Origin of the sequence: Prosthecobacter sp. (assembly GCF_044222565.1) — a bacterium.
Taxonomy (GTDB): Bacteria; Verrucomicrobiota; Verrucomicrobiia; order Verrucomicrobiales; family Verrucomicrobiaceae; genus Prosthecobacter.
On the sequence record NZ_JBGANA010000015.1, the window covers coordinates 1 to 26,022 of the forward strand.

The window sequence follows — 26,022 nt, forward strand, 5'->3', positions numbered from 1 at the left end:
GGCACTCCTGCCCGCAATGAGAACGTCCCTGCAGGCAGGAGTGCCCGCATCACTTCCATGCACCTCAGCGCAGCGCAATCCCCAGCATCCTCCGCCTCAACATATCCAGCGCCGCCTGTGATGTCAGCAGCTTGAACCGATCCCGCGACCCTGGCGAAAACTTCTTCTGAGCCCATGTCTCCGCGCCCTTCGTCGCCAGCGCGATCCACACGGTGCCCACCGGTTTCTCCGGCGTGCCACCCGTCGGCCCCGCCACACCCGTCACCGCCAGTGCGTGATCCGCCCCGCTGTTGCGCAGCGCTCCCTCCGCCATCGCACGCGCCACTTCCTCGCTCACCGCGCCGTGGGTTTCGATCAACTCCAGCGGCACACCCAGGTGCTGATGTTTCGCTTCATTCGCATACGTCACCCAGCCGTGGCCAAACACACGCGAGGCACCGCTGACATCCGTGATGCGGTTCGCAATCGTCCCGCCCGTGCAGGACTCCGCCGTGGAAACCCACTCACCGCGCTCCTGCAGCAGTTGCACGATCACCTCCTCAATGATGCGCCGGTCTTCCGAAACGATGCAGTCCCCCAGCGCCGCACACACCACGCCCGCCGCCTCGTCCACCGCCGCCTGCGGACCCGCAAGGCGCACATCCACATCGCCATTGCGAATGCAGTAGCCCAGATCCAGACCCGCGATCGCCTCCAGCCGCTTCTCCACCGCCTCCACGATATCCGACTCGCCCACGCCCGTCACTTTGAGATACAGCACGCGGCGCGAGAGACCGTCCGGCAGCCAGGTGCGCAGACGCGTTTCCACCTGACTCTCTACCATCGGCTTTAGCTCACGCGGAGGTCCCGGCAGTAGAAAGATATGCGCATTCCAGCCCAGCGCCGCGCTCAGCTCCTTCGGAAAGTACAACCCCGGCGCCGTGCCAAAAAGATTCGGCATCACCACCGCACCGCGCGGCACCATCGCCTGCCGTTGCGTGGCCAGGCTCACCGGCTTGCCACGCTTGGCAAAGTATTCATTCAGGTGTTGCATGATCTCCGCATTCAGCACCAGCTCCAGTCCCAGCAGCTCCGCCGTTGACTCCCGCGTGAGATCATCATTCGTCGGCCCCAGCCCGCCCGAGACCAGCACCACGTCCGCCCTCTCTGCCGCTTCTGCAATCGCCGTGCGAATCACTGCGCCATCCGGCACGATCGTCTGCCGCGCCACCTGCACCCCCAGCGCCGCCAGCCGCTGACCGATCCAGGCCGCGTTCGTGTTGATGGTATCCCCCAGAAGGAGTTCAGTGCCGGTGTTGACGAGTTCGACGTTCATGGATGAGTCTTTACGCGCGGTGGTGCCGTACGGGCAACCCTCTTTCGCTGAGGCACTCCTTGCCGGGCACTCCGGCACAGCAGGCGGGGCTATTCCGTACCGGGAGCGCCAGCATTTTGCTGGCTTCGGTTCCGGGGAAGGAGCTTCCGAAGCGCGGAGCCTGTCATGTGGCGAAACGCCTCGCCCGGAGCCGGCAAGATGCCAGCGCTCCCAGCACAGAGTTCCTCGCCCCCCTCTACCGCTTCTTCTTTCCTTTCTTCCCCTCCTCCGGCTTCCCGCTCAGTTTCGTCACCATGTCATCCAGCACCGCCAGTCCAAACGAGATCTTCTTGAAGAAGGACGTGTTGTTGGGCACCAGAACAAACCGTGGATGCTGCGACCACAGCGCCCTCAGTTTGTGGTCCAGCTTCACCGCCTGTTCCTGGCTCTCGTTTCTTACGGGGTTGTTCCCTTCAATGTTCATGTGCCCCATGGCCGCGCTCTCAAAAAAGATCACCGCATCATATCGTGCGAGCTCTTTCTCCAGCGTGGTGCCCAGGTCCGCAAAAAACTCCGCACTTCCTCCCGGCCAGTACGCCGCGCCGTCCACAGTCCCGCGATCGCACAGCAGGATCTGGTCCGGGTGCTGGGACACCACCACCTCCTCCATGTGAATCTGCACATGGTAGATCGCACGCTGCACCGCATGCACCGCCTCCGGCTGTTTTACCCGTGGGAAGCCGCCGCTGAACATCATCGTCGCCGCCTCTGCCACCAGCACCACGCGGTCTCCCATCTCCCGTCGAAAGAGATCTCCCGCTGTCGTCTTTCCTCCGCCGGGGCCTCCCGTCAATACAATGCGATAGGGGCCTCGGTCAGGATCTTTGGATTTGCGCGGCATGCCGGTAATGTGGTCGTGGCAGCAGCACGGCGTCAAGCTTCAGCGCAACTTTGCGCAAGCATGGCGTAGTGGCTTCTCTGCGATTTCGTTAACCTCGCTGCATGCTAATTCGCTTCCTTCCCATCTTGTTCATCGTCACCGCCTGTACGCAGCCGCCCACCACCAAGAGCGCGCGCGAGCACTACTTCCTCACGCAGGTGAAGCCCGTGCTGCAGGAGCACTGCGTGAAATGCCATAATGGCAGCCTGCCACCGCCCGCGCTCAATCTCATGACGAAAGTCACCGCCTTCAAGCGAAGCGCCACCGGGCGCGACTACATCCTGCCGGAAGACCCCGACTGCAGCCTGCTCATCAGCGCCGTTCAGCGCGGCGGCACGCACCCCAAAATGATGCCACGCACCGAGGTCAGCCTCACGGACGATCAGATCGGCATGCTGCGCGAATGGATCGAAGACGGCGCCTTTTGGCCCGAGGGCGCAGCCGGTACGCTGCATGCGCAAAAAAGCGCTGAGAATCCTTGATCGGACCGGCATGCTGCTTTCGCCCGCTGCTTGATTTCAGCAGGGGGCATCAAGGGGAGAGTGTGACCTCCGCCCAGCCCTCCTGGTTGTCGGGAAGCAGCCACAAAGTGCTGTTATCTCCATCTGTCAGCATGGAGCCACCGCGCTTGGCGTTGTTTTCCCATACGGCGCTCACGGAGACGGCCCCTTTCAGAGCAATGTTGCGTCCGCCCCGGATGAACTCGATTTCAGCCAGCCCGCCTTTGCCATTGACGGTGTCAGTTATCTGCACCCGGAGCCTCTCGGCCGTCATCGTCGGCACTGGAATCTCCACCTTGGTCTGCTTGATGGGGTCCCAGTCGATGCCGACAAACTTTTTGTTCCAGACTTCTCTGTTTCCCACCCACAGGCTCACGCTGATTTTCTTGGTCCCCCGGTCTGCTTTTCCTCCGTTGTTCTGATTCCAGATCACGATTTTATCGCTGCCCGCACTTGCTGTCGTTGCCGCTGGTGCAGGCGCCGCACTCGTTGCAGGCAGCGCGAGGGAGTCGATCTCCTTTTGCACAGCAATGGCACCATCCAGATCCCCCTTGGCGCCGAGCGATTTTTTCAAACTCTCCAGGTAAACTGCATACCGTGTGCTGACGGGTTCGGTCAGACTCTTGATCTGCTTCTGATAGTTCGCCCGTGCGCTGGTCAGTTCAGCAGGCTCGGCGCTGAAGCATGGAAACGAGGCGCTCAGGACAAGGAGCAACGACAGGGTGGTCACGTCTTTTGTCATAAGCTTTTTTGCAGACTACCACACCGGGTGGGGGCCCTGACAAGGATAAACTGGCACCACCATTTCTTCCTCAAGGCTCGGGCCCGCCTCCTCCCTCCAGCCCCCGCCACCATCACAATCATACCGCCCGCCAGTTATTTCGTATGCGCACAAAAATATCGCGACAGGGTGCAAAGCGAGTAGCAGCAAAACCCAGTCCCGTGCATCATCGTTCCATGGGCAAAGAATTCAGCATCACACCACAGACTGTTCCACACGTCGAAACCAAGCACCGCCGCATCTGCACCCCGCTGCCGCACCCTGACTCCATTCCGACTCTGGAGAAGCTGCGTCACTTCGAGCCCCAGTCCATGCGCGGCATGCCCCCCATCGTGTGGGACAAGGCCCTGGACAACGCCATCTTCGACAAATACGGCAACCAGTGGCTCGACTGGAGCAGCGGCGTGCTCGTCACCAACGCCGGCCATGCCGCCCCCGAAATCTGCAAGGCCATGATCGACCAGATCCAGAGCGGCCTCATTCACAACTACGTCTTCCCCAGCGAAGAGCGCGCCGAAGCCGCGGAACTTATCGCCTCCGTCTCGCCCGAGGGCTTGAAGAAAGTCTTCCTCCTCAGCACCGGCAGCGAGGCCACCGAATGCGCCATCAAGCTCAGCCGCAGCCACGGCATCAAGGTCGGCGGGAAGGAAAAAATCGGCATCGTCGGTTTCACCCGTGGCTTCCATGGCCGCACGCTCGCCAGCCAGCAGGCCGGGGGCATGGCCGGGCAGAAGGCATGGATCGTCAATGAAGATCCCGCCATCCTCAATGCGCCTTTCCCAGACGGCTACTGGACAGAAGACACCAGCTTCGACACCTTCCTCAAAACCATCGCCGACAAAGGCCTCACTGGCGACAACATCGCGGGTGTTATCATCGAAAGCTATCAGGGCGTCGGTCCCGACTTCGCCCCCGTCGAATACATCCAGAAACTCCGCGCCTGGTGCGATGAGCACAAGGTCGTCCTCACCTTTGACGAAGTGCAGGCCGGCTTTGGCCGCACCGGCAAGTTCTGGGCCTTCGAGCACTATGGTGTCACCCCGGACATCATCTGCTGCGGCAAAGGCATCAGCAGCGGCATGCCGCTCAGCGCCGTGATCGGCCGCGTGGAGATCATGGACCAGTTCCCGCCCGGCAGCATGACCAGCACCCACACCGGTAATCCCGTCTGCTGCGCCGCCGCCGTGGCCAACATCAAGAAGCTTCTCGCTGAAGACCTCACCGGCAACGCCGCCCGCCTCGGGCCCATCCTCTTGGAGCGCTGCAAAGCCATCCAGAAGCGCCACCCGCAGGTCGTCGGCAATGTCACCTGCGCTGGCCTCGTCGCCGGCCTGCAGATCATCGTTCCGGGCAAAAAGGAGCCAAACCACGATCTCGCCCATCGCATCATTGAGCTCTGCTATCAGCGCGGCCTTCTCCTCTTCGCCCCCGTCGGCGCCTGGGGCCAGACCGTCAAAATCTGCCCCCCTCTCACCGTCACCGAAGAAGCCCTCATCGAAGCCTGCGACGTCCTCGACAGCGCCGTGGATGACGCGGTGGCCGGGAAGTAGAAATCAAAAAGGGAATTCAAAGCTGCGAGCTGCGCTACCGGGTTATGCCGGGCGCAGCTTTTTGCTGGCGATGCTCAACACAACGCACGACACCGAAACCCATCTCCTCTACTGCGCCGATGCCGAGAACGAGCACCTGCTGGAGAAATGCGATTGGAATGCCCTCCAAGGCTTGCCTTTGGCATCGCCCGCCATTCGTGAGGCTCTCAATTAATAACGCTCCACCACTCTGGCATGCAAAACGCTGCCTTGCCCCATGACGTCTGCATTGAGACTGAGATGCAAGAGCCACCCCAGCCACCTCGTATTTTTACCACATGATCCGCCGCTCCCATTCACACATCGCCCTCCTGCTGCTGAGCACCGCGCCCGCCTGGGCGGCGCCGGCACCTGTGATGTTTGAGAAAGACGTGCGCCCCATCCTCAAAACGCACTGCTTTCAGTGCCACGGCGAAGATGGTGAGATGAAGGGAGGCCTCGATGTGCGCCTCGCGCGTTTCATCCTCAAAGGCGGCAAGGATGGCCCCGTTATCGTTCCCGGGAAAGCCGCGGAGAGCCACCTCATCGACCTCGTCAAAAAGGGCGAGATGCCCAAAGGAAAAACCAAGCTCAAGGATCAGGACATCGCCACCCTCGAAGCCTGGGTCGCCCAAGGCGCAAAAACCTCTCGCCCCGAGCCGGAAAAGCTCGGCCCCGAGCATGCCTTTACCGATGAAGAACGCGCGTGGTGGTCGCTGCAGCCCATCCATGCGGTGAAGCCCCCGGTTGAGAAAAGGGGCGCCACGAGTATCGACGCCTTCGTTGCCGCCAAACTCTCCGAAAAGGGCCTCTCCTTCTCCCCCGAAGCTGACCCCGTCACCTTCATCCGCCGCGCCAGCTTTGATCTCATTGGCCTGCCTCCTTCACCTCAGGAGGTGGACGACTTCGTCGCCGCCTACATCCAGAATCCACAGCTTAGCGTCGAACATCTCATTGACCGCCTCCTCGCTTCTCCACACTACGGCGAACGCTGGGGCCGTCACTGGCTGGATGCCGCTGGTTATGCCGACAGCGAGGGTTTTGGGGAGAAGGACCTCGAGCGCCAGTGGGCTTGGAAATACCGCGACTACGTCATCAACGCTCTCAACAAGGACAAGCCCTTTGACCAGTTCATCCGCGAGCAGCTTGCCGGAGATGAAATGGTGAAGCAGCCATACAAAGACCTCTCGCCAGACGCCATCGAAAAACTCGCCGCCACCGGCTTCCTGCGCATGTCGCCAAACGGCACCGGAGAAAAAAGCGATGCTGCCACGCAGAACGCGAACATCGCCGACACCCTCAAGATGGTGGGCACCTCCCTCTACGGTCTCACCATTGGCTGTGCCCAATGCCACGATCATCGTTACGACCCCATTTCCCAGGCCGATTACTACCGCCTGCGCGCCGTGTTTGAGCCCGGCTTTGACACCAAGGCCTGGCGCAGCCCTGCAGGTCGCCTCGTCTCCCTGCAGACAGAAAAGGAAGCCGCAGAAGCTGCGAACATCGAAGTCGAAGCCAAAAAGATCGACACCGCACGCCTCGCCAAAGCGGAGGAGTTCATCACCGAAGTTCTGGAAAAGGAGCTGGCCAAAGCCCCCGAGGCAGACCGCGATGCCCTGCGCACCGCCTACCGCACCGAGATCAAGAAGCGCACCGCAGATCAAACCAAGCTCCTTAAGGCCTGGCCCCGCGTGAACCAGCTCAGCTCCGGCTCCCTCTATCTCTACGACACCACCAATAAGACCAAGCACGCGGACACCTTGAAGAAGATGGCGGAGGAAGCCGCCGCCGTGCGCGCCACCAAGCCGAAGCAAGAGTTCCTCCATGCCTTTACCGAACTGCCGAAGAAGCCCGAGGCCGTGCCCGCCACCTTCATCTTCAATCGCGGCCAGTTTGACCAGCCAAAGGAGCAGGTAAAGCCCAGCGATCTCACCGTGCTCGCCGCTTTCCGGAAGATCGAGATCCCCGAGAAAAACGCCGCGCTGCCCACCACCGGCCGCCGACTCGCATTGGCCACGGAACTCACCGATGGCAAGCACCCCCTCGTCGCCCGTGTGATGGTCAATCGCATCTGGATGCACCACTTTGGCAAGGGCATCGTCGCCAGTGCAGGGGACTTCGGGCAGCTCGGCAGCAAGCCCACCCACCCCGAACTCCTCGACTGGCTGGCCACCGATTTCGTGGCGCGCGGCTGGAGCCTCAAGCAGCTGCACCGCCAGATCATGACCTCGCGCACCTACCGCCAGGCCTCCACGCGGGACGCCACGCGTGACCGCATCGACCCCGACAATGCCTACCTCAGCCGCATGAACGTGCGCCGCCTCGAGGCCGAGATCCTCCGCGACAGCCTCCTCGCCGTCAGCGGCAAGCTCAATCCGCAGGTCGGCGGCGCACCTGTTCCCGTCATGTTCAATGAGGAAGGGCAGGTGGTCATTGGCATCGACACCACGGACACCGCCGGCCGTCCGTCGGGAAAAGTCGTCCCGCTCAATGGCGAGGAGTTCCGCCGCAGCATCTACGTGCAGGCCCGCCGCTCGCGTCAGCTCGAAATGTTCGCCACCTTTGACGCTCCCATCATGGAGCCCAACTGCGATGCCCGCACCGTCACCACCGTCAGCCCGCAGAGCCTGCTGCTCATGAACAGTACCACCATGCGCGTCCACGCCCAGCAGTTTGCCCAGCGCCTCCAGGCAGAGGGCGGCAAAGACATCGCCGATCAAATCCGCTACGCCTTCAGACTCATCAACGGCAAAGCACCTTCCGAGTCCGACGTGCAGCAGAGCGTTGAGTTCGTGCAGGCCCAGACCGAATTCTACAAGGCCAATCCCACCCCTCTCGAAGTCCAGCTCGGCGTTCCATCCAAGACCCCTGGAGACCCCGCCTTCCTTGGCCTCACGGCCCTCTGCCACGCCTTGCTGAGCTCCAACTCACTGCTTTACGTGGACTAGCCGGCTGGCGTCACCCATTCCGTTTTCTCCAGTTCCAGTGTGGGGGAGAATACAGCAATCGGAAAGGGCTCCTCGTTGTCCGAGGACCAGAAATGGTCCGGCACCGTCGCAAATTGAAACGCGATGTTCAATCGGCCGTCCCCGCTCAGGGTGATTCCCTTGGGTGTCAGCGTCACGGTCTGGCACTCTTGCAGGGGATGCGGTGGCGTGAGAATCCGCTCCTTCGTAGCGGCGCCCAATTCGTCCCAGCGGGAGAGGAACTGCCGCCACAATGCGGCCTGGGTCTCAGACGGTCCGTCACCGCAGCCGTTCAGATTCACCACCTGGCCTGAGGGCAGCGCAGGCTGGGCATACCACGTCTTGAAATGGGGTAGAATCTCATAGTCTCCGAATGCGGGATGCCTGCCCTTTACCCGCACCTCCTGCCGTTTGCGGTTGGCGGACTCAAACAAAGACAGGGTCGCCAGCATCATCCCAAAGAGCGCGGCGCCCTGCAGAATGACACGCCCTGCGTTCAGCGCTGAAATCTCATAGAACGACTCGGACAGCGGCATCTTGATGGCGTACATTCCTTTCCCGAACAGCCACGCCAAAAGACACACTCCCACGCCGAGTATGCAGACCGTCAGAAAGCCGCACACAAAGACCACCAGCCACCCGCGCATCGTTGGCTGCTCAAAGGCACCGGCCTTGTAGGGTTGGGAAACCTTCATCTAGAAGATGCACGTCTGAAAGCAGGGAATGCTTGAAACCATGCGCTTCTATTTTTATCCAATCACCCTCGGCTGTGTCGAGCTTTTTCGGTTTTTCGCAACAACTTCGCTGGGATCAGAATAGGCGCCAGGCCCATGCCGCCAGCCTTCATCAAAATGGCTCGCAAAACCATTCGTCATTCCACGTTCGCCCTTCATCTTTAGACCATGGCCCAGGCAATCATGAACCCCGAGGAGGTCCGGCGCTTTGCGCAGGAGTTGAAACGTTTCAATACGGACATGCAGCAACGCTCCGCCTCCCTGCAGAGCCGCTTTGCTGCCCTCGGCGAGACCTGGCAGGATGCCGAGCATGAAAAATTCGCCGCCGAGTTCAACACCACCATGAAAGCCATCAAGCGCTTTATGGAAATGTCCGAGCAGCACACCCCCTTCCTCCTCCGCAAAGCCCAGCGCATTGAGGAATACCTCTCCCAGCGCTAAAGGCTGAGCACAGCCCCCCGACTGCTCAACGCAATCTGACAAAAGCGAACCGAGAACCGAGAACAAGCACTTCGTATGGCAGACCAGGCACGCATTTCCAATCTCGACTCCATCGAGGCCTTTCGCGCCGCCCTCATCGTTTTCATCAACAAGGCCCGCGTCACCCTCGACTCCGTTCAGGATTCGGTGAAAAAGACCCGCGGGTGGCTGCAGTCCGAGCAGCCCGCTTTCTGGGCCACCCAGGTTCGCCAGCGCCAGAACAAGCTCGACCAGGCCCAGCAGGAGCTCATGACCGCACGCCTGTCCGAGTTTGTGGACAATCCCACCTTCCAGCAGATGGCTGTTCGCAAAGCCCGCGCCGCTCTCGAAGAGGCCCAGGAAGGGGCCAAGCGCACCAAAGCTTGGGGGCGTGATTTTGACCGCACCATCGATCCCCTCGCTCGGAAAGTCGATTCCCTCCGCGATTACCTCGACAACGATCTGGCCAAAGCCGTGGCCTATCTTGTAGAAATTCAGAAAATTCTCCAATCCTACAACGAAACTCCCTCTGCTCCCCCGAGTTCCCCCACCTGACCTTTGTCCACTGCTCTCCGCACTTCAGCCACTCCCATCGGCTTCTCATGAATCTCATCCAAAACGCCCGCGAGCTCTCTGAGCACTGGCATGCCACCAAAGCCCATTGGCGCGATGCCAAGGCCCTGGAGTTTGAAAAAAGCTACCTGGAACCTCTGCCGGGTCTCATCACCAAGACCGGTGCCATGATCAACGAACTCGAAAATTTGCTCCGAAAGATCCGCAAAGACTGTGAACAGCACCCTTGACCTCCGCTCCTCGCGCATTGTTTCTCTCTACAACACCCTGCGGGAAGCCATCGGTGGCTTTGCCACGCGCAGCGAGCAGATCGCCCGCGAGATCCGCTCAAAGCGCTACACTGCGGAGCAGAATCACATCCAGCAGTTGGAGGCCTTTGACGCCCATCATGGCAGCACGGTCAGCGATGCCGCCGCCGAGTGGGACGAATATGCCAAGTCCATCCACGCACGCCATGCCCGGCGCACCACCTCCTTCAAGCGCTACGAGGACCGCATCCGCCGCGATCTCCAGGCCATGACCCAGAAGGAGCGCGAGCGCTGGCTGGGCCGCCAGCAGATGCGTCGCGTCAGTGCGGATGGTCTTCGCAAACGCGGCCTGCAGCAGCTGGATCTAGACTCCGATGCCCTGATCGCTCGTCTGAATACCGCCAAAGAACGTCTCCTGGCCGTTCTGAAGGCCTCCGGAGAGCGGCTCGGCCGCAAGGCCGCTCCCGAGCCTCGGGCCGGTCTTACGCTGGCGGACATTCCCGCCCGTATTGAGACCATCGAGGCGCATGCCCAAAATCTCGAAGATCAGATCGGTGCCGCCAAAGGAGGCGGCATGTTCAAGATGTTTTCCAAGCCCCGCGTGGACCTGCAGGAGCTCAGCCTGGCCGTTCTCGACTACGAAACCTGCCTGCTGGAGCTGAACGCTGCCAAGGACGCCGCCGCTGCACAGCTCCAGGCGGACTACGAAACCACCGATGCCCTGGTCACCGCCGAGTGGAATCGCGCCGATGAAGTGGCGGACAAATTTCGCAACGCCATGCTCAAGCGCCTGGCCACGCAGATCCCCGCCTGCATTGCCCGCAATGAGCGGCTGCTCGCGCGCAATCTTCACCGCTTCGAAGTCCAGAAAGCCGCCGCTCTGGCCCAGGTCGGCGGGCCGCTCACCCAGCAGCGCCAGCAGCTTGAGGATCAGCATGCCGCCTCCATGGCGGCCATGCACACCACCGCCCAGCAGCGCTGGACCAGCTTGAAAAAGGAGTGGGAGCAGACCGTCCCGCCCCTGCTCGCCGCCGTGGAGGAGATCACCCATGATCCCGCCGCGCAGCCTGAGGTCTGGACCACCACTTACACGCCGCACGAGCAGTTCCCGTACGCCGTGCGTTTTGGTGCGCTCAATCTGGACCTCAGCGCCCCTTCGGCCCTTTTTGAAAAGGAGACCCCCTTCCACCTCAGCGGCTTTGAGCGCATCAGCCTCCCGCTCGCTCTCGCCTTCCCGCAGGAGGGCTCGCTCCTCATCGAAACCGACGACGACGGCGGCAAGTGGGTGGCCGATGTGATGAACGAGGTCATCTTCAGCCTCTTCTCCAAGGCTCCTCCGGGCAAGGTCCACTTCACCATCATCGATGCCGTCGGCCTCGGTCAGAACTTCGCCGGCCTCATGCACCTGGCCGACTACGAGCCTGCCCTCATCAACCGCCGCATCTGGACCCAGCGCGAGCACATCGAGGAGCGCCTCGCCGAGCTCAATGAGCATGTCGAGAAGGTCATCCAGATGTACCTGCGCAACGAATACGCCACCATCACTGAATACAACGAGCAGGCCGGCAGCGTGGCGGAGAAATACCACTTCCTCGTCATTGCCGGACTCCCCACCGGATTCAATGAATCCTCCATGGCCCGCCTAAAAAGCATCGTCATGAGCGGGGCACGTTGCGGCGTTTTCGTCCTCATTCACTGGGACCGCCGACTGCCACTGCCGGAAGGTCTCAGCGCGGACGACCTGCGCAAAAACTGCCTTCGTCTCGTGCGTGAGAAAGGCGTGGTTACCTTCAGCGGCATCAAGACGCTGGAACTCGATCCACCGCCGCCGGACGCCATCGCCGCGGATCTAGCCCATCAGATCGGCCAGGCCAGCATCGACTCGAATCGAGTCCAGGTGCCCTTCAGTGTCGTCACCCCGAAAGAGATGTGGTCCGAAAGCACCACCAGCGAGCTTAAGATCGCCATCGGCCGCACCGGTGCCACCAAGCTCCAGTACCTCGCCATTGGCAAAGGCACCCGCCAGCATGCCCTCCTCGCGGGTAAAACAGGTTCCGGTAAATCGACCCTGCTGCACATCATCATCACCAATCTCGCACTCACCTGCAGCCCGGACGAGATCGAGTTCTATCTCATCGACTTTAAAAAAGGCGTTGAGTTCAAATGCTACGCGGACGCCCGGCTTCCACACGCCAAGGTCATCGCCATTGAGAGCGATCGCGAATTTGCCCTCAGCGTACTTCAGCGCATCGATGACGAACTCCGTCGTCGTGGCGAGCTCTTCCGCAAAGCTGGCGCTCAGGATCTGGCCGGCTACAAGCGCGTCCCCGGCACCGAGCCCATGCCGCGCTCCATGCTCATCATCGACGAGTTTCAGGAATACTTCACCGAAGACGACGCCGTCGCTCAGGGGGCCGCCCTGCTGCTGGACCGCATCGTGCGCCAGGGTCGCGCCTTCGGCATTCACGTCTTCCTCGGCTCTCAGACCCTCGGCGGTGCCTACACCCTCGCGCGCACCACCCTCGGCCAGATGGTCATCCGCATTGCCCTCCAGTGCAATGAGGCCGACGCCGCCCTCATCATGGACGACACCAACACCGCGCCGCGTCTGCTCTCTCGACCCGGCGAAGGCATCTACAATGACGCCGCCGGTGCCGTGGAAGGGAACAGCCCCTTCCAGGTCGTCTGGCTCACCGACGAAGAGCGGGACGGCAACCTCGTCAAAGTCTCCCAGTTCGCCAAAGAACGCGGCTTCGACAAAAAGCGCCCCATCGTCTTCGAAGGCAACATGCCCGCGGACATTCGGGACAACACTCTCCTCGCCGCCGCCCTCGCCACGCCGCCGATCAAAGTCCCGGTCGATCCCAAGTGCTGGCTCGGCATGCCGAACGCCATCAAAGGCCCCACCGAGGCCATGTTCCCGCGCCAGAGCGGCCGCCACCTCCTTCTCGTCGGCCAGAACGACGAAGCGGTTGCCGCCATCATGGGCCTGGGCATCCTGGCCCTCGCCGCCCAGCATCCGCGCGATCGCGCCCCGAAATTTTACCTCGTTCACAGCGCCCTCTCCGGCACGCCTGACTGCGAGTTCCTCGAAAGCATCGCGAAAGGCCGCGCCCAGATTTCTCAGGGCCACGAGGCTCCGGAGTTCATCGCCGAAATCCACGCCGAAATGCGCCGCCGCAATGACGAAGGCGGCTCAGGAGATCCTCCCATCTTCCTCTTCGTTCTCGGCCTGCAGAAGTTCCGCAAGCTCCGCTACGAAGACGATTTCTCCTTCGGCGGCGACGATGCGCCAAAGCCCGGCAACCAGCTCAACGACATCATCTCCGAAGGCCCGCCCGTCGGCGTCCATCTCATCACCAGCCTGGACACCCTCAACAACGTCAACCGCTCCATCAGCCGCAAAGCCGTCAGCGAGCTCGGTATGCGCGTCCTCTTCCAGATGAGCGCCAACGACTCCGCCAGCCTCATCGACTCCCCCAAAGCCAGCACCCTCGGCCTCCACCGCGCCCTCTTCTACAGCGAACACGAATCCCGCCTCGAAACCTTCCGCCCCTTCGCCTTGCCCGATTCCTCTTGGCTCCAGGAAGCCCTGCAATCCATCGCCTGAACGATTGCCTGATTAATCTCGGTTTAATGACGTTTTAATCACGCTTTATTGACCTTTTAATCACGTGCTGATACCTTGCCATAAGGAAAATGGCATGCCCTTCAGCCCAAATTTCAGCATCAGTCCCGCGACCGCCAAGGCTTTGATGGCGATCGAAGCCTCGCGGACAGCCGTTGACGGGCTTCCCATCAGTCCGCTGCTGATCGCCTCTCTGCGAGAGTCCGCGCGATTGCTTTCAACGCACTACTCGACCCAGATCGAAGGCAATCGCCTGACCCTTCCCGAGGTCAGGCAGGTGATCGCCGGTCACGGCGGCTTTCCTGGACGCGAGCGGGATGAAAAGGAGGTCCGCAATTATTATCTGGCCGCAGACAAGGCGGAGGCGGTGGCGATGCTTCAGCGCCGTCTCACTGAGAAGGACATCCAAATGCTGCACGGGCTGGCTTTTGAGGGCACTTTGAAACCCACCCCGTATCGGGACGGGCAAAACGTCATCCGCAACAGCGCTGACAACCGCATCGTTTACATGCCGCCGGAAGCCAGGGAGGTTCCAACGCTCATGCGGGAGCTGCTGGATTGGATCAACGAGGAGATTGAAGAGCAGAGGCTTCCGGTGCCAGTGATCGCCGCCCTGGCACACTACCAGTTCGCGACAATCCACCCCTATTATGATGGCAATGGCAGGACATCACGCCTCCTCGCCACCACGATTTTGCACCGCTGTGGTTATGGACTCAAAGGCATCTACTCGCTCGAAGAATACTACGCCCGGCACCTTCGCCGCTACTACGATGCTCTCTCCGTTGGCTCCAGCCACAACTATCACTTGGGCAGGGCGGAAGCCGACGTCAGCGGCTTTGTGCACTACTTCTGCGAAGGCATGGCGGATGCGTTTCTCAAGGTTCGCGCACGGGCCGAAACGTTTGGCGGAGATGCTCGCGGGGGAGTGGAATCGCTCATGCGAGAGCTTCGCCCATTGCAACGCCAGGCTTTGGGCCTGTTTGCTCAAAGCAGAGTCGTGACCGCCGGAGAACTGGCCAAATATTTGGGCATTAGCCAGCGCCAGGGCGCAGAATTCTGTGCCACATGGGCGAGGGATGGTTTTTTGGTCGTCGAGAACCCGTCCAAAAAAGCGCGAAGCTACCGCCTCGCACAACGCTACGAGGTGGGAGCTGCTTGATTCTTCACTCCAGCTCCTTCTCAAACGCCAGCAGCGCCTCCCGCAGCTTTGCCACTTCATCCGTCACCACCGCGAGAACTTTCCCCGCTTGCAGCAGATTGCCCGCTCGCGTGCATTCCGTCAGGGCGGACACCGCGTTGAAGGCCGGCGTTGCGGCGTAGTTCCCCACCAGTCCTTTGAGGGAATGCGCAGCATGGTGCAGCGCTTCGCCATCCAGATTGTGCAGCGCCAGACAGGCGTTCCCCAGCATCGGCTGTGACTCTTCGCAAAACAAACGGATCAGTTCCACCATCAGCGGGCCGTCTCCGATGTTCTCGCTGAACGTCCTCGCATCAAACACCGGTGCATTGCACGCGATGTCATATGGCAGGATCTCCGTGGGTTCATGACTGAGATCCGCATATTTTTCCAGCAGCGGATACAGCTCCGTCGCATGAATCGGCTTGGCAATGTAGTCATCCATTCCCGCGGCTAGGCATTGCTCCCGGTCGCCCTTCATCGCATTCGCCGTCATCGCAATGATGGGCACATGCTTCTCCGTTCCGATCTCGCCCTGTCGGATCGCCGCCGTGGCTTCCATTCCGTTCATCTCCGGCATCTGAATGTCCATCAGGATCGCGTCAAACGTGTGCGTCGCCAGGATCGCCAGGGCCTCGCGGCCATTGTTCGCCAGCGTCACTTCGTGGCCCCGGTCCTCCAGCATTTTGATCGCCACCAGCTGATTCACCCGCCCGTCTTCCGCCAGCAGCAGCTTCATCGGCGTCACGCCCAGGTGTCTGGCAGGTTCGTGGGTGCCCGCCGTTTTTTCATCCGCGATCACCCCTCCCATCGTGCGGCTGATCGCGTCAAACAGATCCGAATGCTTCACCGGCTTGGTCAGGCAGCGCTCGTACCCCAGGTCTTCCTCGCCGATTTGCGCTGTCAAATTTCCGCCCGAGGAAAGAATCAGAATCTTCGGCGCTTCGCTGCCGAGGCGCTCTCTGGCTTGCCGGCACACTTCCGCCCCGTCCATCTCGGGCATCATGTAGTCCAGCAGCATCAGAGGGATCGGCCGGGCTTCCCTCTGCGCCTCTTCCAGAATGCCCAGCGCCTCGGCACCGCTTGCCGCCAGGATCGGCCGCAGCTCCCATGTCTTGAGCATTTCCTCCAAAATCGTGCGGTTGGTCGCATTGTCGTCCACCACCAGCACCTTGAAGTCCCGCAGCCGTTCTGGCAGCAGTCTCGCAGCGTCTGGCTTCTGCGTCCCCAGGTCAAAAAGCGCCGTGAAATGAAAGGTGCTCCCTTTTCCGGGCTCGCTCTCCAGCCACATGCGCCCCTTCATCAGCTCCACCAGCTGCTTCGAGATCGCCAGCCCCAGCCCTGTGCCGCCATAGCGCCTTGTCGTCGAGCTCTCCGCCTGCGTGAAGGACTCAAACACCTGCGCCTGCTTTTCTTTGGCGATCCCGATGCCCGTGTCAGACACCTGCACATGCAGGGACACCTGGTCCTGCGTCAGGCTCTCCACCCGCAGCTCCACCACGATCTCTCCCCGCGGCGTGAACTTGATGGCATTTCCTACCAGGTTGAAAATGATCTGCCGCAGCCGGGTGATGTCGCCGATCAGGCAGTCCGGCACGTCCGGCTTCACCAGGTAGGCCAGCTCGATTTCCTTTTCCGCCGAGCGCAGCGCCAGCGTCTGCAGCGTATCTCCGATCGCGTCCCGCAGATCAAACTCGTGCCTGTCCAGGTCCATCTTGCCCGCCTCGATCTTGGAAAAATCCAGGATGTCGTTCAGCACCGTCATCAGTGAGTCCGCCGACTGCCGTACCAGATTCAGGTAGCCACGCTGGTCCGCCGTCATCCGTGTGTTCAGCAGCAGTTCAGTCATGCCGATCACCCCGTTCATCGGCGTGCGGATTTCATGGCTCATGTTCGCCAGGAAGGTGCTCTTCGCCCGGTTCGCAGTCTCGGCGGCCTCGCGTGCCATGCGCAGTTCGTCCTCGCTGTGGATGCGTTGCGTGATGTTGCGCGCCGCCGCATAGATCGCCGTTTTCGCAGCATTCGGAGCCGCCGTCCACTCGATCCACCGGTAGCTCCCGTCCTGGTGCCGGTACCGGTTGATGAAGTTTACCAAGTTCTGACCTGCGGCCAGTTCTTCGACCGCCTCCACCGTCTTGAACCGGTCTTCTGGATGCACAAACTCCAGGAAAGGCTTGCTCAGCATCTCCCTCTCCGTGTAGCCCAGCGTGGTGTAAAACGCCGGATTGATCCTCTTGAAATAGCCGTCCATTCCCGCGATGCACAGCATGTCCAGCGCCACCTGGAAGAAGGGGCCCAGACCGCTGCTCGCTTCTTCGGCCTCGCGCTTCGCCCGCACCAGTTCGTCCTCCACCCGCTCCCGCAGCGCCAGTTGCTGCTGCAGCTCCAGCTTCGTCTGCTGCAGCTCCGCCATGGACTTCTCCAGCAGCGCCTTCTGCGCCGCCAGAGCCGCGTTCGCCCGGTACAGCGCCTCCTCCGTCTCCTTCAGTGCGGTGATGTCCTTCGAGATCCCGCAGGTTCCGATGATGCTCCCGTCCGCATCGCGCAGCGGGATCTTCGTCACCAGCGCCCAGCCCGTGCGTCCGTCCAGCAGCAGCTTCTTTTCCTCCTTGCCCGCGATGGATTTGCCCATCCGCATCAGCTCCTGCTCATCATCAAACGCCGCCTGCGCCAGCGAAGGTTCAAAGTAGTCAAAGTCAGATTTTCCCACCACCTCCTCCGGATTCGTCTCGCCCAGGTATTCAGCCTCCGAGCGGCTCACCCTCACAAACGCCCCCTGCTTGTCCTTGAAGTAGATACGGTCGGGAATGTATTCCAGCAGGCAGCTCAGCAGCTTGTAGTGCTCCTGAATGCTGCTCAGTTTCGGCGCGCAGTCGGTGGATTTCTCCTGCTTTGCAGTGGCTGGTTGGGCGTTGGGCATCAGAGGTCACCTGCGGGTCACCCCAACCTATCACGGAGCAGCCCCTCGACAGCAAATGCAAAATCTCGCGCCCTGCATCCTGCGTCAAGTATCCAGCTTCTGGAATCGAGTATCCAGCATCTAGCTCCTAGCCCCGATACCCCTGCCACAGCCACTCCAGAGCATGGGGCAGGATCTGCGGCTTCGCCGGCCCGATGCCGTGGCCTGTGTTCAGGCAATACACATACTGGTAGTGGTAGCCCTTTGCCTTCAGCACTTTGGCCATGCGGTTGTTCGCGTCCACCCAGTCATGCATGTTGTCCCGCATCACATTGGGGTTCAGCAGATCGCGGTCGCCCACGGCCATCCAGATTCGCAGCGGCTTCACCGGACTCTCGGGAATGATCTTGCTGTGAAATCCCCACGCGCCATCCGGAGTTTCAGGGTTGAACGGCCACTGCTGGTTCACGAACGTCCCGGAAAACGTCAGCACCCGGTGGTACAAATCGGGGTGATACCAGGCCATCGCCAGCGCCGCCGAGCCGCCTGAGCTGTTCCCCATCGTTGCACGTCCTTCCGGATCCTTCGTCAATTTCACCCCGTAATTCCTCTCCACCCGCGGCAGCACTTCCGCCTCGATGTACTCCGCATACAGTCCGGACATCGTGTCGTACTCGCGCCCGCGCTCATGCCCCTGCGCATCGCCCCCGCCGCTTGAGACCATGATCGCGATCATCACCGGCACCCGCTTCTGTGCGATTAGGTTGTCCAGGATGTGCGCCAGATTCATGTCCGGCTTCCCCATCCCTGGACCATCATGCGTCACGATAAACGGCGCCGCCGTTCCCGGCACATACTGCGCCGGCACGTAAACCGTGACCGTGCGCTTGTAATCAATCGTATGCGTCTCCACGATCAGCGTCTTTGGATTCTTCGGGTCCACCGTGCCAAACACCTCCCGCGCGATCCCCGGGTTAAACAGCTTCGTCTCCTTCGAGTCGATCTGAAACTGTTGCACCTTCCCCTGCGGCACGCCTTCCACCACCTTCGTCTCCGGTGCCGGAGCGTATTCAGGTCCGATCACAAAATCCCCCTCCGCATCCACCGGCGGCACCGCGCCCACCTTGCCATCGAGCCTAGTAAACTTCGGCGCGCCCTCGGCATCCATTGCCCTCGTCGGCGGCTGCGGCCGCTCCGGCTTCTTCTCCTTGTTTTGAGCGATTACCGGAAGAGCAAGAGCCGCGAAGCCAAGGCAGAGCAGGGGACGAAATGAGATCATGAGGGTTGGAAGGGCCTGAACAACGCACCTCCGCCGCCCAAGCATTCACCAAAATCACAAAATCCCCCCCCATTTCCCTCACTTCATAATTCATAATTCCTTCCCTGCTACCCCGGCGCTCTTCGCCCAAACTTCCTCTCCAGCTCCGCCGTGGAAATCTGCACCAGCGTCGGCCTTCCATGCGGGCAGCAGTACGGCATCTCGCACGCAAACAGATCCTTCAGCAGAGCCTGAAGCTCCGGAATTGAAAGTACATCATTGCTCTTCACCGAAGCCCGGCACGCCGTCGTCGCAATCGCATCCTCGCTCAGCCTCAGCGTTGACGACTTCGAGCTCAGGCTGCTCAGCTCTTCGATCACCTGGTCCAGCCACGCCGCCGGATCATCCGTCTTCAAAAACGACGGCAACGTCTCCACCTTGAAAATGTTCGGTCCGAAGGGCTCGATCTCTATTCCCAGCCGGTTCAGCGCCGGCAGGTTCTGCTTCAGCAGGTCCGCATCTCTTGGTGTCGTTTGCAGTGTGATCGGCATCAGCAGCCGCTGGCATGGCACGCCACCCGTTTCCAGCGCACGGCGGAACTTCTCAAAGTTCACCCGCTCATGTGCCGCGTGCTGATCCATCATCACCAGCCCTTCTTTGCTCTCCATCAAAACATACAGCTTGTGCAGCACCCCGATGATCCGGAATTCCGGCGGCGCCGATGGTGAGGAAGCCGAAGATGAAGAGGCGTCTGCTGGCGCAGCCTCAGCGTCGGCCTTTGTTGCATCTTCCCTCCCACCTGCTTTCTCACTCTCCGTCTCTGCCTTCGCCGCAGGCACCACAACTCTCTGCGGCATAGCGATCGTTTCCACCGGCTTCCTCTCCGGCACGTCGTGCGCCGCACTCCATGAATCTTTTGCGGCCGGCCTTGCCAATGGCTGAGGCTGCGTCGGTTCCACATTGCGCAGCGGTGCCGTCGAAGCATCCACTGGCATCGCAAACTGCTCCTGGCGGCTCTCTGGCACCACCGGCGTCCGGGCCGCGGCAGGAGAGGGCAGGGGACTCCGTGCCGGCGCATGCCCGGTCGGCAGCTTCGCCGCATTCTCCAGAGTGTGGCTCACACTGCGGGAGATCGCATCACGCACGCTGTTCCCGTCATGAAACCTCACCTCCTTCTTCGCCGGATGCACATTCACATCAAACGCCTGCGCATCCATCTGGATGAAGAGAAACGTCACCGGGTACTGCCCCTTCATCAAAGCCGTGTGGTAGCCCTCGCGCAGCCCATAGGAAATGCTCGCGCTCTCGATCGGTCGTCCGTTCAGGTACGTCGTCTGCATCTGCCGGTTCGACCGGCTCATTCCCGGCCCGCCAATGTAGCCAGAAACAGTCACGCCACGCACCGTGGTTTCTTCCACCTTCAGCAGTCGCGAAGCCAGTTCATCTCCCACCAGTCCACGGATTCGCTCCAGCATGTCTCGCGTCGCTGGCAGGTGCAGCACCAGCTCGCCATTGTGCGTCAGCGTAAACGCCACCTGCGGGTTCGCGATCGCATGCAGCCGCAGCTGCTGCTCCACATGCGCAAATTCCGTGTTCTCCGTCCGCAGAAACTTGCGCCGTGCAGGCACATTGAAAAACAGCGACCGCGCTTCGATCACCGTCCCCGGCGCGCCCCCGTGGTCCTTGACGCCTACGAGCTTGCCGCCGTTCACCTCGATCTCCGTCCCCACCAGCGCCTCCTTCTCCCGCGTTGCCAGCCGGAAGCGCGAAACACTCGCGATGCTCGGCAGCGCCTCACCGCGAAATCCGAAGGTGTGAATCGCTCCCAGGTCCTCCTTGGTCCGAATTTTGCTCGTCGCGTGCCGCTCCAGACACAGCATGGCATCCTCCCGGTCCATCCCGCTTCCATCATCCACAATGCGTATCATCGCGATGCCCCCGCGCTGGGCGTGCACCTCGATGTGCCTTGCTCCCGCATCCAGGCTGTTCTCCACCAACTCCCTCACCAGCGCCGCCGGCCGCTCCACGACCTCCCCGGCCGCTACCTGGCTGGCGAGTGCGTCGGGAAGAATGCGAATTTTGGCCATGAATTTGGATAAAGTGTTGAGTGACAAGCGTAGCCTCTTCTGCCACACAAGATCGTCACCTTGGATGCCTGCTGGGGATTTGCAATCTCCGCACTTCGCCGTCATCCGCCCGTTTTTTTCTCTTGTCCTGTCCTGCATGATTTCTCTCACTTCCAGCGCTGTCGAACACCTCAAATCCCTCATTGCCGAAAAGCAGGCGGACGCCTCCACCGGTCTGCGTCTCCGTGTCGAAAAAGGCGGCTGCGCCGGCATGCAGTATGTCATGGGTCTGGACCACTCCACTCCAGAAGACACTGTGCAGTCTCAGGATGGCGTCTCCATTATCATCGACGCCGAAAGCCTCTCCTTCCTCCGTGGCAGCCAGATTGACTATGTGGACTCCCTCTCGGACGCAGGCTTCAAGCTTACCAATCCCAATGCCGCCCGCAGCTGCGGTTGCGGCACCTCATTCGAACCTCAGGCGGCTTAAATATAAACCTTTCCTAAATTCCATTTAAACTTCAGACTCGTTGATAACCGGCCCTATAAAGAAGCAAACTTGCTGCCAACTTATTCACAAAATTTCCTTTTCAAATTCCGTCAATATTGTAGAATTTGAACATTCTTAAGTTATAAATACTAAAATTTTCGCAAATCTGTCATGCAAATCCGATTTTTGAGCGACGGCAACGAGTACCGTTCATACGGTGGCGGGAGCTTTTCCAAGAAAAAAGACTCCGGCGGCATCTTCTGGTGGACCATTCTCATCACCCTCCTGATGGGCTTCGCCACTTTCTGCTGGTTCTTCAGTATCATGGTCTTTGCTCATCCTGAGAAGCCGTTCAACTACCGCGTCCTCGCACGCTTCGACAAGCTCGATCCCCTTCGCAAGTTCACCAACTACACCGTGCCCCAGGGCAAGTTCCTTCCTGCGCGTGACCTCCTTGCTGAGTTCTACTCCTTCAACAGCGAGCAGCTCGCCGTGAAGAACGATCTCCTCAAGCGTTCCTACATCCGCAACTACAAGCAGGAGCAGCCCCTCTACGTCAAAGGCAGCTTCCAGGTCATCAATGCGCGCCCTCTCACCGCCAAGGACGTCATCACCGAAGGCTGGGTCGTTCGCGCTCGCTCTGCGGACATCGAAGATGTGGACATCGAGATCGTGCTTCCTGGCAACAAGGATAAGGCAGATCCTTATCAGGCCGGCGACACTCTCGTCCTGGATCAGAAGAGCACCTTCGCAGCAGCTCTTCACGTGCAGAAGTTTGATCAGGAGCGCGTCTGCGTCACTCTCATGCCTCTGTCGTATCAGGGCTTCGTCACCAAGAACGGCAAGCAGTTCCCCATGTCGCCTCCGGCAAAGCTCAACATGGACGCCTACTGGCCTCTCACCCGCGACCCCGGTGCCGCGGTCCTCGAGGGGGCCGAGAAAGTCGTCTCCAAGCAGGGTTGAGCAAGCTTCCATCCCATTCCAAAGAGCGGAGGTCACCCCTCCGCTTTTTTTATGCACTCATCCTATTACATAATAGCATATAGAAAGTATAAATACCACTTCATCACTTTTCAAAGCACGCCAATAAATCCTTCATTCGCAACCACATCATCCCTTCTGAAATTTTTCTGCCCTGCGCCTCTGCTCGATCACCCCGCGCCCCCTCTCAACAAAATCTTCCTACCCCTAATCTTTCTACCAAAATTCTTCTGCTCCAACAGTCTCCCATTTTTCCTTTCCTCCCGCTCGTTCCTTGCATCCCGCCCTCTCCATGCCATTAACAAGGCATGCCCGCCGACTACACCCCCGCCACCATCGCCGATGTCCGGCGCTTGCGTGACACCTTGGATCAACAAGGAAAAAAACTGGTGTTCACCAATGGCTGCTTCGATCTCCTCCACGCCGGTCACGTCCGCTACCTTGAGCAGGCCCGCGCCCTTGGAGATGCCATGGTGGTCGCTTTAAACTCAGACGCCTCCGTTCGCGCCCTCAAAGGTCCGGATCGTCCCCTCAACTCTCAAAACGATCGCGCCGAAGTTATGGCCGCTCTGCGTGCCGTCGATGCCGTCGTCATCTTTGATGATGCACGCGCCACCGCCCTCATCGAAGCCATTCGCCCGCATGTCTATGCCAAAGGCGGTGACTACACCGTCGAGTCTTTGAACCGCGAAGAGCGCTCCGCCCTTGAGGCCGCAGGCTCCCAGATCTCCATCCTCCCGCTGGTCCCCGGTCGTTCCACCACCAGCACCATCAACAAGATGCTCGCCACGGACTGCACCCTCGCGAGCAACGCCAACGCCAGGCTGCGCCTCGCCGTCCTCGGCTCCGGCGCAGGCTCCAATCTCCGTGCCATCATCTCCGCCATCCAGGCCGGTACCCTGAATGCGGAAATCGCCATCGCTCTCAGCGATCAGTCCGAATCATCCTTCCTTCAAATCGCCCGCGAGGCCGGCCTCTCCGCTCTCTTCGTCGATGGCGGTGCCAACCCGCGCAAATTCAGCGACGCAGCCCAAAAAGAAATCTTCGAGCACCTCGAACGCGCCCGCGTGGATGTCGTCGTGCTCATCGGCTTCATGCGCATCCTCAAAGACCCCGTCATCAGCGCCTACGCCGGCCGCATCGTCAATGTGCATCCCTCGTTGCTCCCGAAACACAAAGGTGCCAACGCACCTCAGTTGGCCATCGATGCTGGCGATTCCGAAACCGGCTGCACCGTCCACCTCGTCACCGCGGAGATCGATGCCGGGCGCATTCTCGCGCAGGCCGCGGTCCCGGTAAATGCCGGCGACACCGCAGAAAAACTTCACGCCCGCATCAAGACAGAAGAACACAAGCTCCTGCCCAAGGTGCTCAACGAATGGCGTGAACTAGGCTTGCCCGTGCGAGGTGCGGGACAGCCATGAGCGGCTTCACGGGCACCCTCAATGCGCAGCAGCGGGAGGCCGCTACGCACATCCACGGCCCGCTGCTCATCCTCGCCGGCGCGGGCACTGGCAAGACCCGCGTGCTCACCGCTCGCATCAGCTACATGGTGAACGAGGGCATCAATCCCAAGAACATCCTCTCCGTCACGTTCACCAACAAGGCGGCCAATGAAATGCGCGAGCGTATCAAAGGCATGGTGCGCGACGGCCTCGGCAAAAAGGTTGTCGTCGGCACCTTCCACGCGTTCTGCGTCCGCCTCCTGCGCGAGTTCGCGGAGCACGTTGGCTACAAAAACAACTTTGCCATCTACAGCGCAGGCGAGCAGGAGACTCTTATCAAACGTGTGCTGCAAAGCCTCCTCGTCAAAGACGAAACGCTCGACCCCAGCATGGCCCTTATGCGTATCAGCAAGGCGAAGAACGCCGGTGAAGGGCTGGGCGATCCGGAGACGAATCTGGATGCTGCCGTCATGCAAAAGTACATGGACGAGATGCGCGGTCTCAACGTCATGGACTTCGATGACCTCATCATCCTCGGTGTGAAGCTCCTCGAAGAGAATGCCCAGGTGCGCGCCACCGTGCAGAGCCGCCACCACTATGTGATGGTCGATGAGTTCCAGGACACCAACTCCCTGCAGATGCGCCTTCTCCGTGCTCTCGTGCCTGCGCCTTACAACGTCTGCGTCGTGGGAGACGACGACCAGTCCATCTACGGATGGCGCGGTGCGGAGATCACCAACATCACCGAATTCGAAAACTTCTTCCCCAACCCCCACGTCGTAAAGCTGGAGGAGAACTATCGCAGCACCACGCCCATCCTCCACACCGCCAACAGCCTCATCAAAAACAACGCCGGACGTCGCCCGAAATCACTGTGGAGCCGCAATCAAGGCAACGATCTCGTCCGGCTCATTGCCAACGAGGATGACAAGGAAGAGGCAGACATGATCGCCAAGGAGGTGGAGACCGCCCACTTTGCCAACAAGCAGCCCCTCGAAGAGTTTGCCGTACTCTTCCGCACCAATGACCAGTCGCGTATTCTGGAGCAGGCCTTCCGCCAGCGCAAAATCGCCTACCGTGTCGTCGGTGCCCGCAGCTTCTTCGACCGCCGAGAAGTGAAGGACATTCTCAGCTACCTCAGTGTCCTTCACAATCCGCACGATGACATGGCGATGCTGCGCATCTTAAACACACCCACGCGTGGCATTGGCAGCGCCACCGCAGAGCTGGCGCGCGAGCGCAGCATGGAGAAGCACCACAGCATCTGGGTTGCGCTGTGCGATGAGGATTTCCTGCGTCAGATTCCCGAGAAAGGTCGCAATGCCATCCGCCTCTTCACCACCCTCATCGTCAAATACTCCGGACCCGCTGGCACCCCCGGCACCAATCTGGTGGACATGACGCAGGCCCTGATTCTCGAAATCGGGTACATGGACTATCTCAAAAAAGCAGCCAAAGAACCCGAAGACTTCGCCGGCTGGGAGAACGGCATCAATGAACTCCTCAAGAGCATGGCCAATCATGCCGAGCGCGATCGCGCAAGCGGCCTCGCCGGGTTCCTGGATGAAGTCAGCCTCAATGATGACCGCGAAGAAAAGGACGACATCGAAAAGAAAAAGGGCGTGTGCCTCATCACCATGCACGCCTCCAAAGGCCTCGAATTCCCCGTCGTGTTTCTGCCCGGCATGGAGCAGGGGATCCTGCCGCACAAGCGTAGCTTCGACGAAGGACGCGTCGATGAAGAGCGCCGCCTCTTCTACGTCGGCATCACCCGTGCCAAGCAGAAGCTCACCATGAGCTACACCCGCACGCGCATGAAGTGGGGCAAGGTGCAGAGCAGCATGCCCAGCACCTTTCTCAAGGAGCTCGATCGCAAATACGTTGAAGAGCTCGACTACACCAAGCACATGAACGAGACCACGACGCAGGAGGAAAACACCAATTTCTTCTCCGGCCTGCGCGCCATGCTCGCAGATCCGAAGTAACTACGCTTCCCAGTGACTCGTGATGCG

At 60.5% G+C, this 26,022-nt stretch carries 19 protein-coding genes; 12 read left to right on the top strand and 7 right to left on the bottom strand.

Going from position 1 to position 26,022, the window contains the following annotated elements; all coding sequences use genetic code 11:
- Nucleotides 1–64: 64 nt before the first annotated feature.
- Nucleotides 65–1,315: a competence/damage-inducible protein A gene (locus ACILSR_RS20855; protein ID WP_395751728.1), complete on the bottom strand. Its 1,251-nt coding sequence runs from the start codon at nt 1,313–1,315 to the stop codon at nt 65–67.
- Between the two features lie 235 nt (nt 1,316–1,550).
- A complete protein-coding gene (locus ACILSR_RS20860; protein ID WP_395751729.1) occupies nt 1,551–2,195 on the bottom strand; it encodes an AAA family ATPase in 645 nt (214 codons plus the stop codon).
- Between the two features lie 101 nt (nt 2,196–2,296).
- Here ACILSR_RS20860 and ACILSR_RS20865 point away from each other — a divergent pair, with 101 nt between their 5' ends.
- Nucleotides 2,297–2,716, top strand: a complete 420-nt coding sequence (locus ACILSR_RS20865) for a c-type cytochrome (RefSeq protein ID WP_395751730.1) — start codon at nt 2,297–2,299, stop codon at nt 2,714–2,716.
- Between the two features lie 49 nt (nt 2,717–2,765).
- Here ACILSR_RS20865 and ACILSR_RS20870 read toward each other — a convergent pair whose 3' ends face one another.
- Nucleotides 2,766–3,476, bottom strand: coding sequence for a hypothetical protein (locus ACILSR_RS20870; RefSeq protein ID WP_395751731.1), 711 nt, complete (start codon nt 3,474–3,476; stop codon nt 2,766–2,768).
- Nucleotides 3,477–3,691: 215 nt separating this feature from the next.
- Between ACILSR_RS20870 and ACILSR_RS20875 the strand changes: the two genes are divergently transcribed.
- Nucleotides 3,692–5,065: an aspartate aminotransferase family protein gene (locus ACILSR_RS20875; protein ID WP_395751732.1), complete on the top strand. Its 1,374-nt coding sequence runs from the start codon at nt 3,692–3,694 to the stop codon at nt 5,063–5,065.
- Between the two features lie 317 nt (nt 5,066–5,382).
- A complete protein-coding gene (locus tag ACILSR_RS20880) occupies nt 5,383–8,031 on the top strand; it encodes a DUF1553 domain-containing protein (protein WP_395751733.1) in 2,649 nt (882 codons plus the stop codon).
- Here ACILSR_RS20880 and ACILSR_RS20885 read toward each other — a convergent pair.
- The gene (locus tag ACILSR_RS20885) at nt 8,028–8,744 is read right to left on the bottom strand and encodes a hypothetical protein (protein ID WP_395751734.1); all 717 of its coding nucleotides are present in this window, start codon (nt 8,742–8,744) and stop codon (nt 8,028–8,030) included. The two genes, ACILSR_RS20880 and ACILSR_RS20885, sit on opposite strands and share 4 nt — an antisense overlap.
- Before the next feature lie 207 nt (nt 8,745–8,951).
- Here ACILSR_RS20885 and ACILSR_RS20890 point away from each other — a divergent pair, with 207 nt between their 5' ends.
- From ACILSR_RS20890 to ACILSR_RS20910, 5 genes are all read left to right on the top strand, one after another.
- A complete protein-coding gene (locus tag ACILSR_RS20890) occupies nt 8,952–9,224 on the top strand; it encodes a WXG100 family type VII secretion target (protein ID WP_395736764.1) in 273 nt (90 codons plus the stop codon).
- A gap of 75 nt (nt 9,225–9,299) precedes the next feature.
- Nucleotides 9,300–9,797, top strand: a complete 498-nt coding sequence (locus tag ACILSR_RS20895) for a hypothetical protein (protein WP_395751735.1) — start codon at nt 9,300–9,302, stop codon at nt 9,795–9,797.
- Between the two features lie 47 nt (nt 9,798–9,844).
- On the top strand, nt 9,845–10,045 hold the full coding sequence (locus ACILSR_RS20900) for a hypothetical protein (protein WP_395751736.1): 201 nt from the start codon (nt 9,845–9,847) through the stop codon (nt 10,043–10,045).
- On the top strand, nt 10,029–13,673 hold the full coding sequence (locus ACILSR_RS20905) for an FtsK/SpoIIIE domain-containing protein (protein WP_395751737.1): 3,645 nt from the start codon (nt 10,029–10,031) through the stop codon (nt 13,671–13,673). The genes ACILSR_RS20900 and ACILSR_RS20905 overlap by 17 nt, the downstream gene beginning before the upstream one ends.
- A gap of 94 nt (nt 13,674–13,767) precedes the next feature.
- Nucleotides 13,768–14,853, top strand: coding sequence for a Fic family protein (locus tag ACILSR_RS20910; RefSeq protein WP_395751738.1), 1,086 nt, complete (start codon nt 13,768–13,770; stop codon nt 14,851–14,853).
- A 4-nt stretch (nt 14,854–14,857) separates the two neighbouring features.
- Here the strand turns inward: ACILSR_RS20910 and ACILSR_RS20915 are convergent, their stop codons facing one another.
- The 3 genes from ACILSR_RS20915 to mutL form a co-directional block, all read right to left on the bottom strand.
- The gene (locus ACILSR_RS20915) at nt 14,858–17,791 is read right to left on the bottom strand and encodes a response regulator (protein ID WP_395751739.1); all 2,934 of its coding nucleotides are present in this window, start codon (nt 17,789–17,791) and stop codon (nt 14,858–14,860) included.
- Nucleotides 17,792–17,918: 127 nt separating this feature from the next.
- Nucleotides 17,919–19,049 carry an alpha/beta hydrolase gene (locus tag ACILSR_RS20920; protein WP_395751740.1) on the bottom strand — a complete coding sequence of 377 codons (1,131 nt, stop codon included), beginning with the start codon at nt 19,047–19,049 and terminating at the stop codon, nt 17,919–17,921.
- A gap of 107 nt (nt 19,050–19,156) precedes the next feature.
- The gene (mutL, locus tag ACILSR_RS20925; RefSeq protein WP_395751741.1) at nt 19,157–21,115 is read right to left on the bottom strand and encodes a DNA mismatch repair endonuclease MutL; all 1,959 of its coding nucleotides are present in this window, start codon (nt 21,113–21,115) and stop codon (nt 19,157–19,159) included.
- A 136-nt stretch (nt 21,116–21,251) separates the two neighbouring features.
- On the opposite strand from mutL, the gene ACILSR_RS20930 reads away from it, so the two are divergent.
- The 4 genes from ACILSR_RS20930 to ACILSR_RS20945 all read left to right on the top strand — a co-directional run bounded on the left by ACILSR_RS20930 (nt 21,252) and on the right by ACILSR_RS20945 (nt 25,995).
- Nucleotides 21,252–21,584, top strand: coding sequence for a HesB/IscA family protein (locus tag ACILSR_RS20930; protein WP_395751742.1), 333 nt, complete (start codon nt 21,252–21,254; stop codon nt 21,582–21,584).
- A gap of 171 nt (nt 21,585–21,755) precedes the next feature.
- Nucleotides 21,756–22,547 (top strand): hypothetical protein, encoded by a 792-nt coding sequence (locus ACILSR_RS20935; protein ID WP_395751743.1) that lies wholly within the window; start codon nt 21,756–21,758, stop codon nt 22,545–22,547.
- A 326-nt stretch (nt 22,548–22,873) separates the two neighbouring features.
- The gene (gene purN, locus ACILSR_RS20940; protein ID WP_395751744.1) at nt 22,874–23,989 is read left to right on the top strand and encodes a phosphoribosylglycinamide formyltransferase; all 1,116 of its coding nucleotides are present in this window, start codon (nt 22,874–22,876) and stop codon (nt 23,987–23,989) included.
- The gene (locus ACILSR_RS20945; protein ID WP_395751745.1) at nt 23,986–25,995 is read left to right on the top strand and encodes an ATP-dependent helicase; all 2,010 of its coding nucleotides are present in this window, start codon (nt 23,986–23,988) and stop codon (nt 25,993–25,995) included. Before purN ends, ACILSR_RS20945 begins: the two co-directional genes overlap by 4 nt.
- The last annotated feature ends 27 nt before the right edge of the window (nt 25,996–26,022 follow it).

Coding starts and splice junctions, on each gene's coding strand:
- ACILSR_RS20855 (WP_395751728.1), bottom strand. CDS start 1,315: ATGAACGTCGAACTCGTCAACACCGGCACTGAACTCCTTCTGGGGGAT.
- ACILSR_RS20860 (WP_395751729.1), bottom strand. CDS start 2,195: ATGCCGCGCAAATCCAAAGATCCTGACCGAGGCCCCTATCGCATTGTA.
- ACILSR_RS20865 (WP_395751730.1), top strand. CDS start 2,297: ATGCTAATTCGCTTCCTTCCCATCTTGTTCATCGTCACCGCCTGTACG.
- ACILSR_RS20870 (WP_395751731.1), bottom strand. CDS start 3,476: ATGACAAAAGACGTGACCACCCTGTCGTTGCTCCTTGTCCTGAGCGCC.
- ACILSR_RS20875 (WP_395751732.1), top strand. CDS start 3,692: ATGGGCAAAGAATTCAGCATCACACCACAGACTGTTCCACACGTCGAA.
- ACILSR_RS20880 (WP_395751733.1), top strand. CDS start 5,383: ATGATCCGCCGCTCCCATTCACACATCGCCCTCCTGCTGCTGAGCACC.
- ACILSR_RS20885 (WP_395751734.1), bottom strand. CDS start 8,744: ATGAAGGTTTCCCAACCCTACAAGGCCGGTGCCTTTGAGCAGCCAACG.
- ACILSR_RS20890 (WP_395736764.1), top strand. CDS start 8,952: ATGGCCCAGGCAATCATGAACCCCGAGGAGGTCCGGCGCTTTGCGCAG.
- ACILSR_RS20895 (WP_395751735.1), top strand. CDS start 9,300: ATGGCAGACCAGGCACGCATTTCCAATCTCGACTCCATCGAGGCCTTT.
- ACILSR_RS20900 (WP_395751736.1), top strand. CDS start 9,845: ATGAATCTCATCCAAAACGCCCGCGAGCTCTCTGAGCACTGGCATGCC.
- ACILSR_RS20910 (WP_395751738.1), top strand. CDS start 13,768: ATGCCCTTCAGCCCAAATTTCAGCATCAGTCCCGCGACCGCCAAGGCT.
- ACILSR_RS20915 (WP_395751739.1), bottom strand. CDS start 17,791: ATGCCCAACGCCCAACCAGCCACTGCAAAGCAGGAGAAATCCACCGAC.
- ACILSR_RS20920 (WP_395751740.1), bottom strand. CDS start 19,049: ATGATCTCATTTCGTCCCCTGCTCTGCCTTGGCTTCGCGGCTCTTGCT.
- mutL (WP_395751741.1), bottom strand. CDS start 21,115: ATGGCCAAAATTCGCATTCTTCCCGACGCACTCGCCAGCCAGGTAGCG.
- ACILSR_RS20930 (WP_395751742.1), top strand. CDS start 21,252: ATGATTTCTCTCACTTCCAGCGCTGTCGAACACCTCAAATCCCTCATT.
- ACILSR_RS20935 (WP_395751743.1), top strand. CDS start 21,756: ATGCAAATCCGATTTTTGAGCGACGGCAACGAGTACCGTTCATACGGT.
- purN (WP_395751744.1), top strand. CDS start 22,874: ATGCCCGCCGACTACACCCCCGCCACCATCGCCGATGTCCGGCGCTTG.
- ACILSR_RS20945 (WP_395751745.1), top strand. CDS start 23,986: ATGAGCGGCTTCACGGGCACCCTCAATGCGCAGCAGCGGGAGGCCGCT.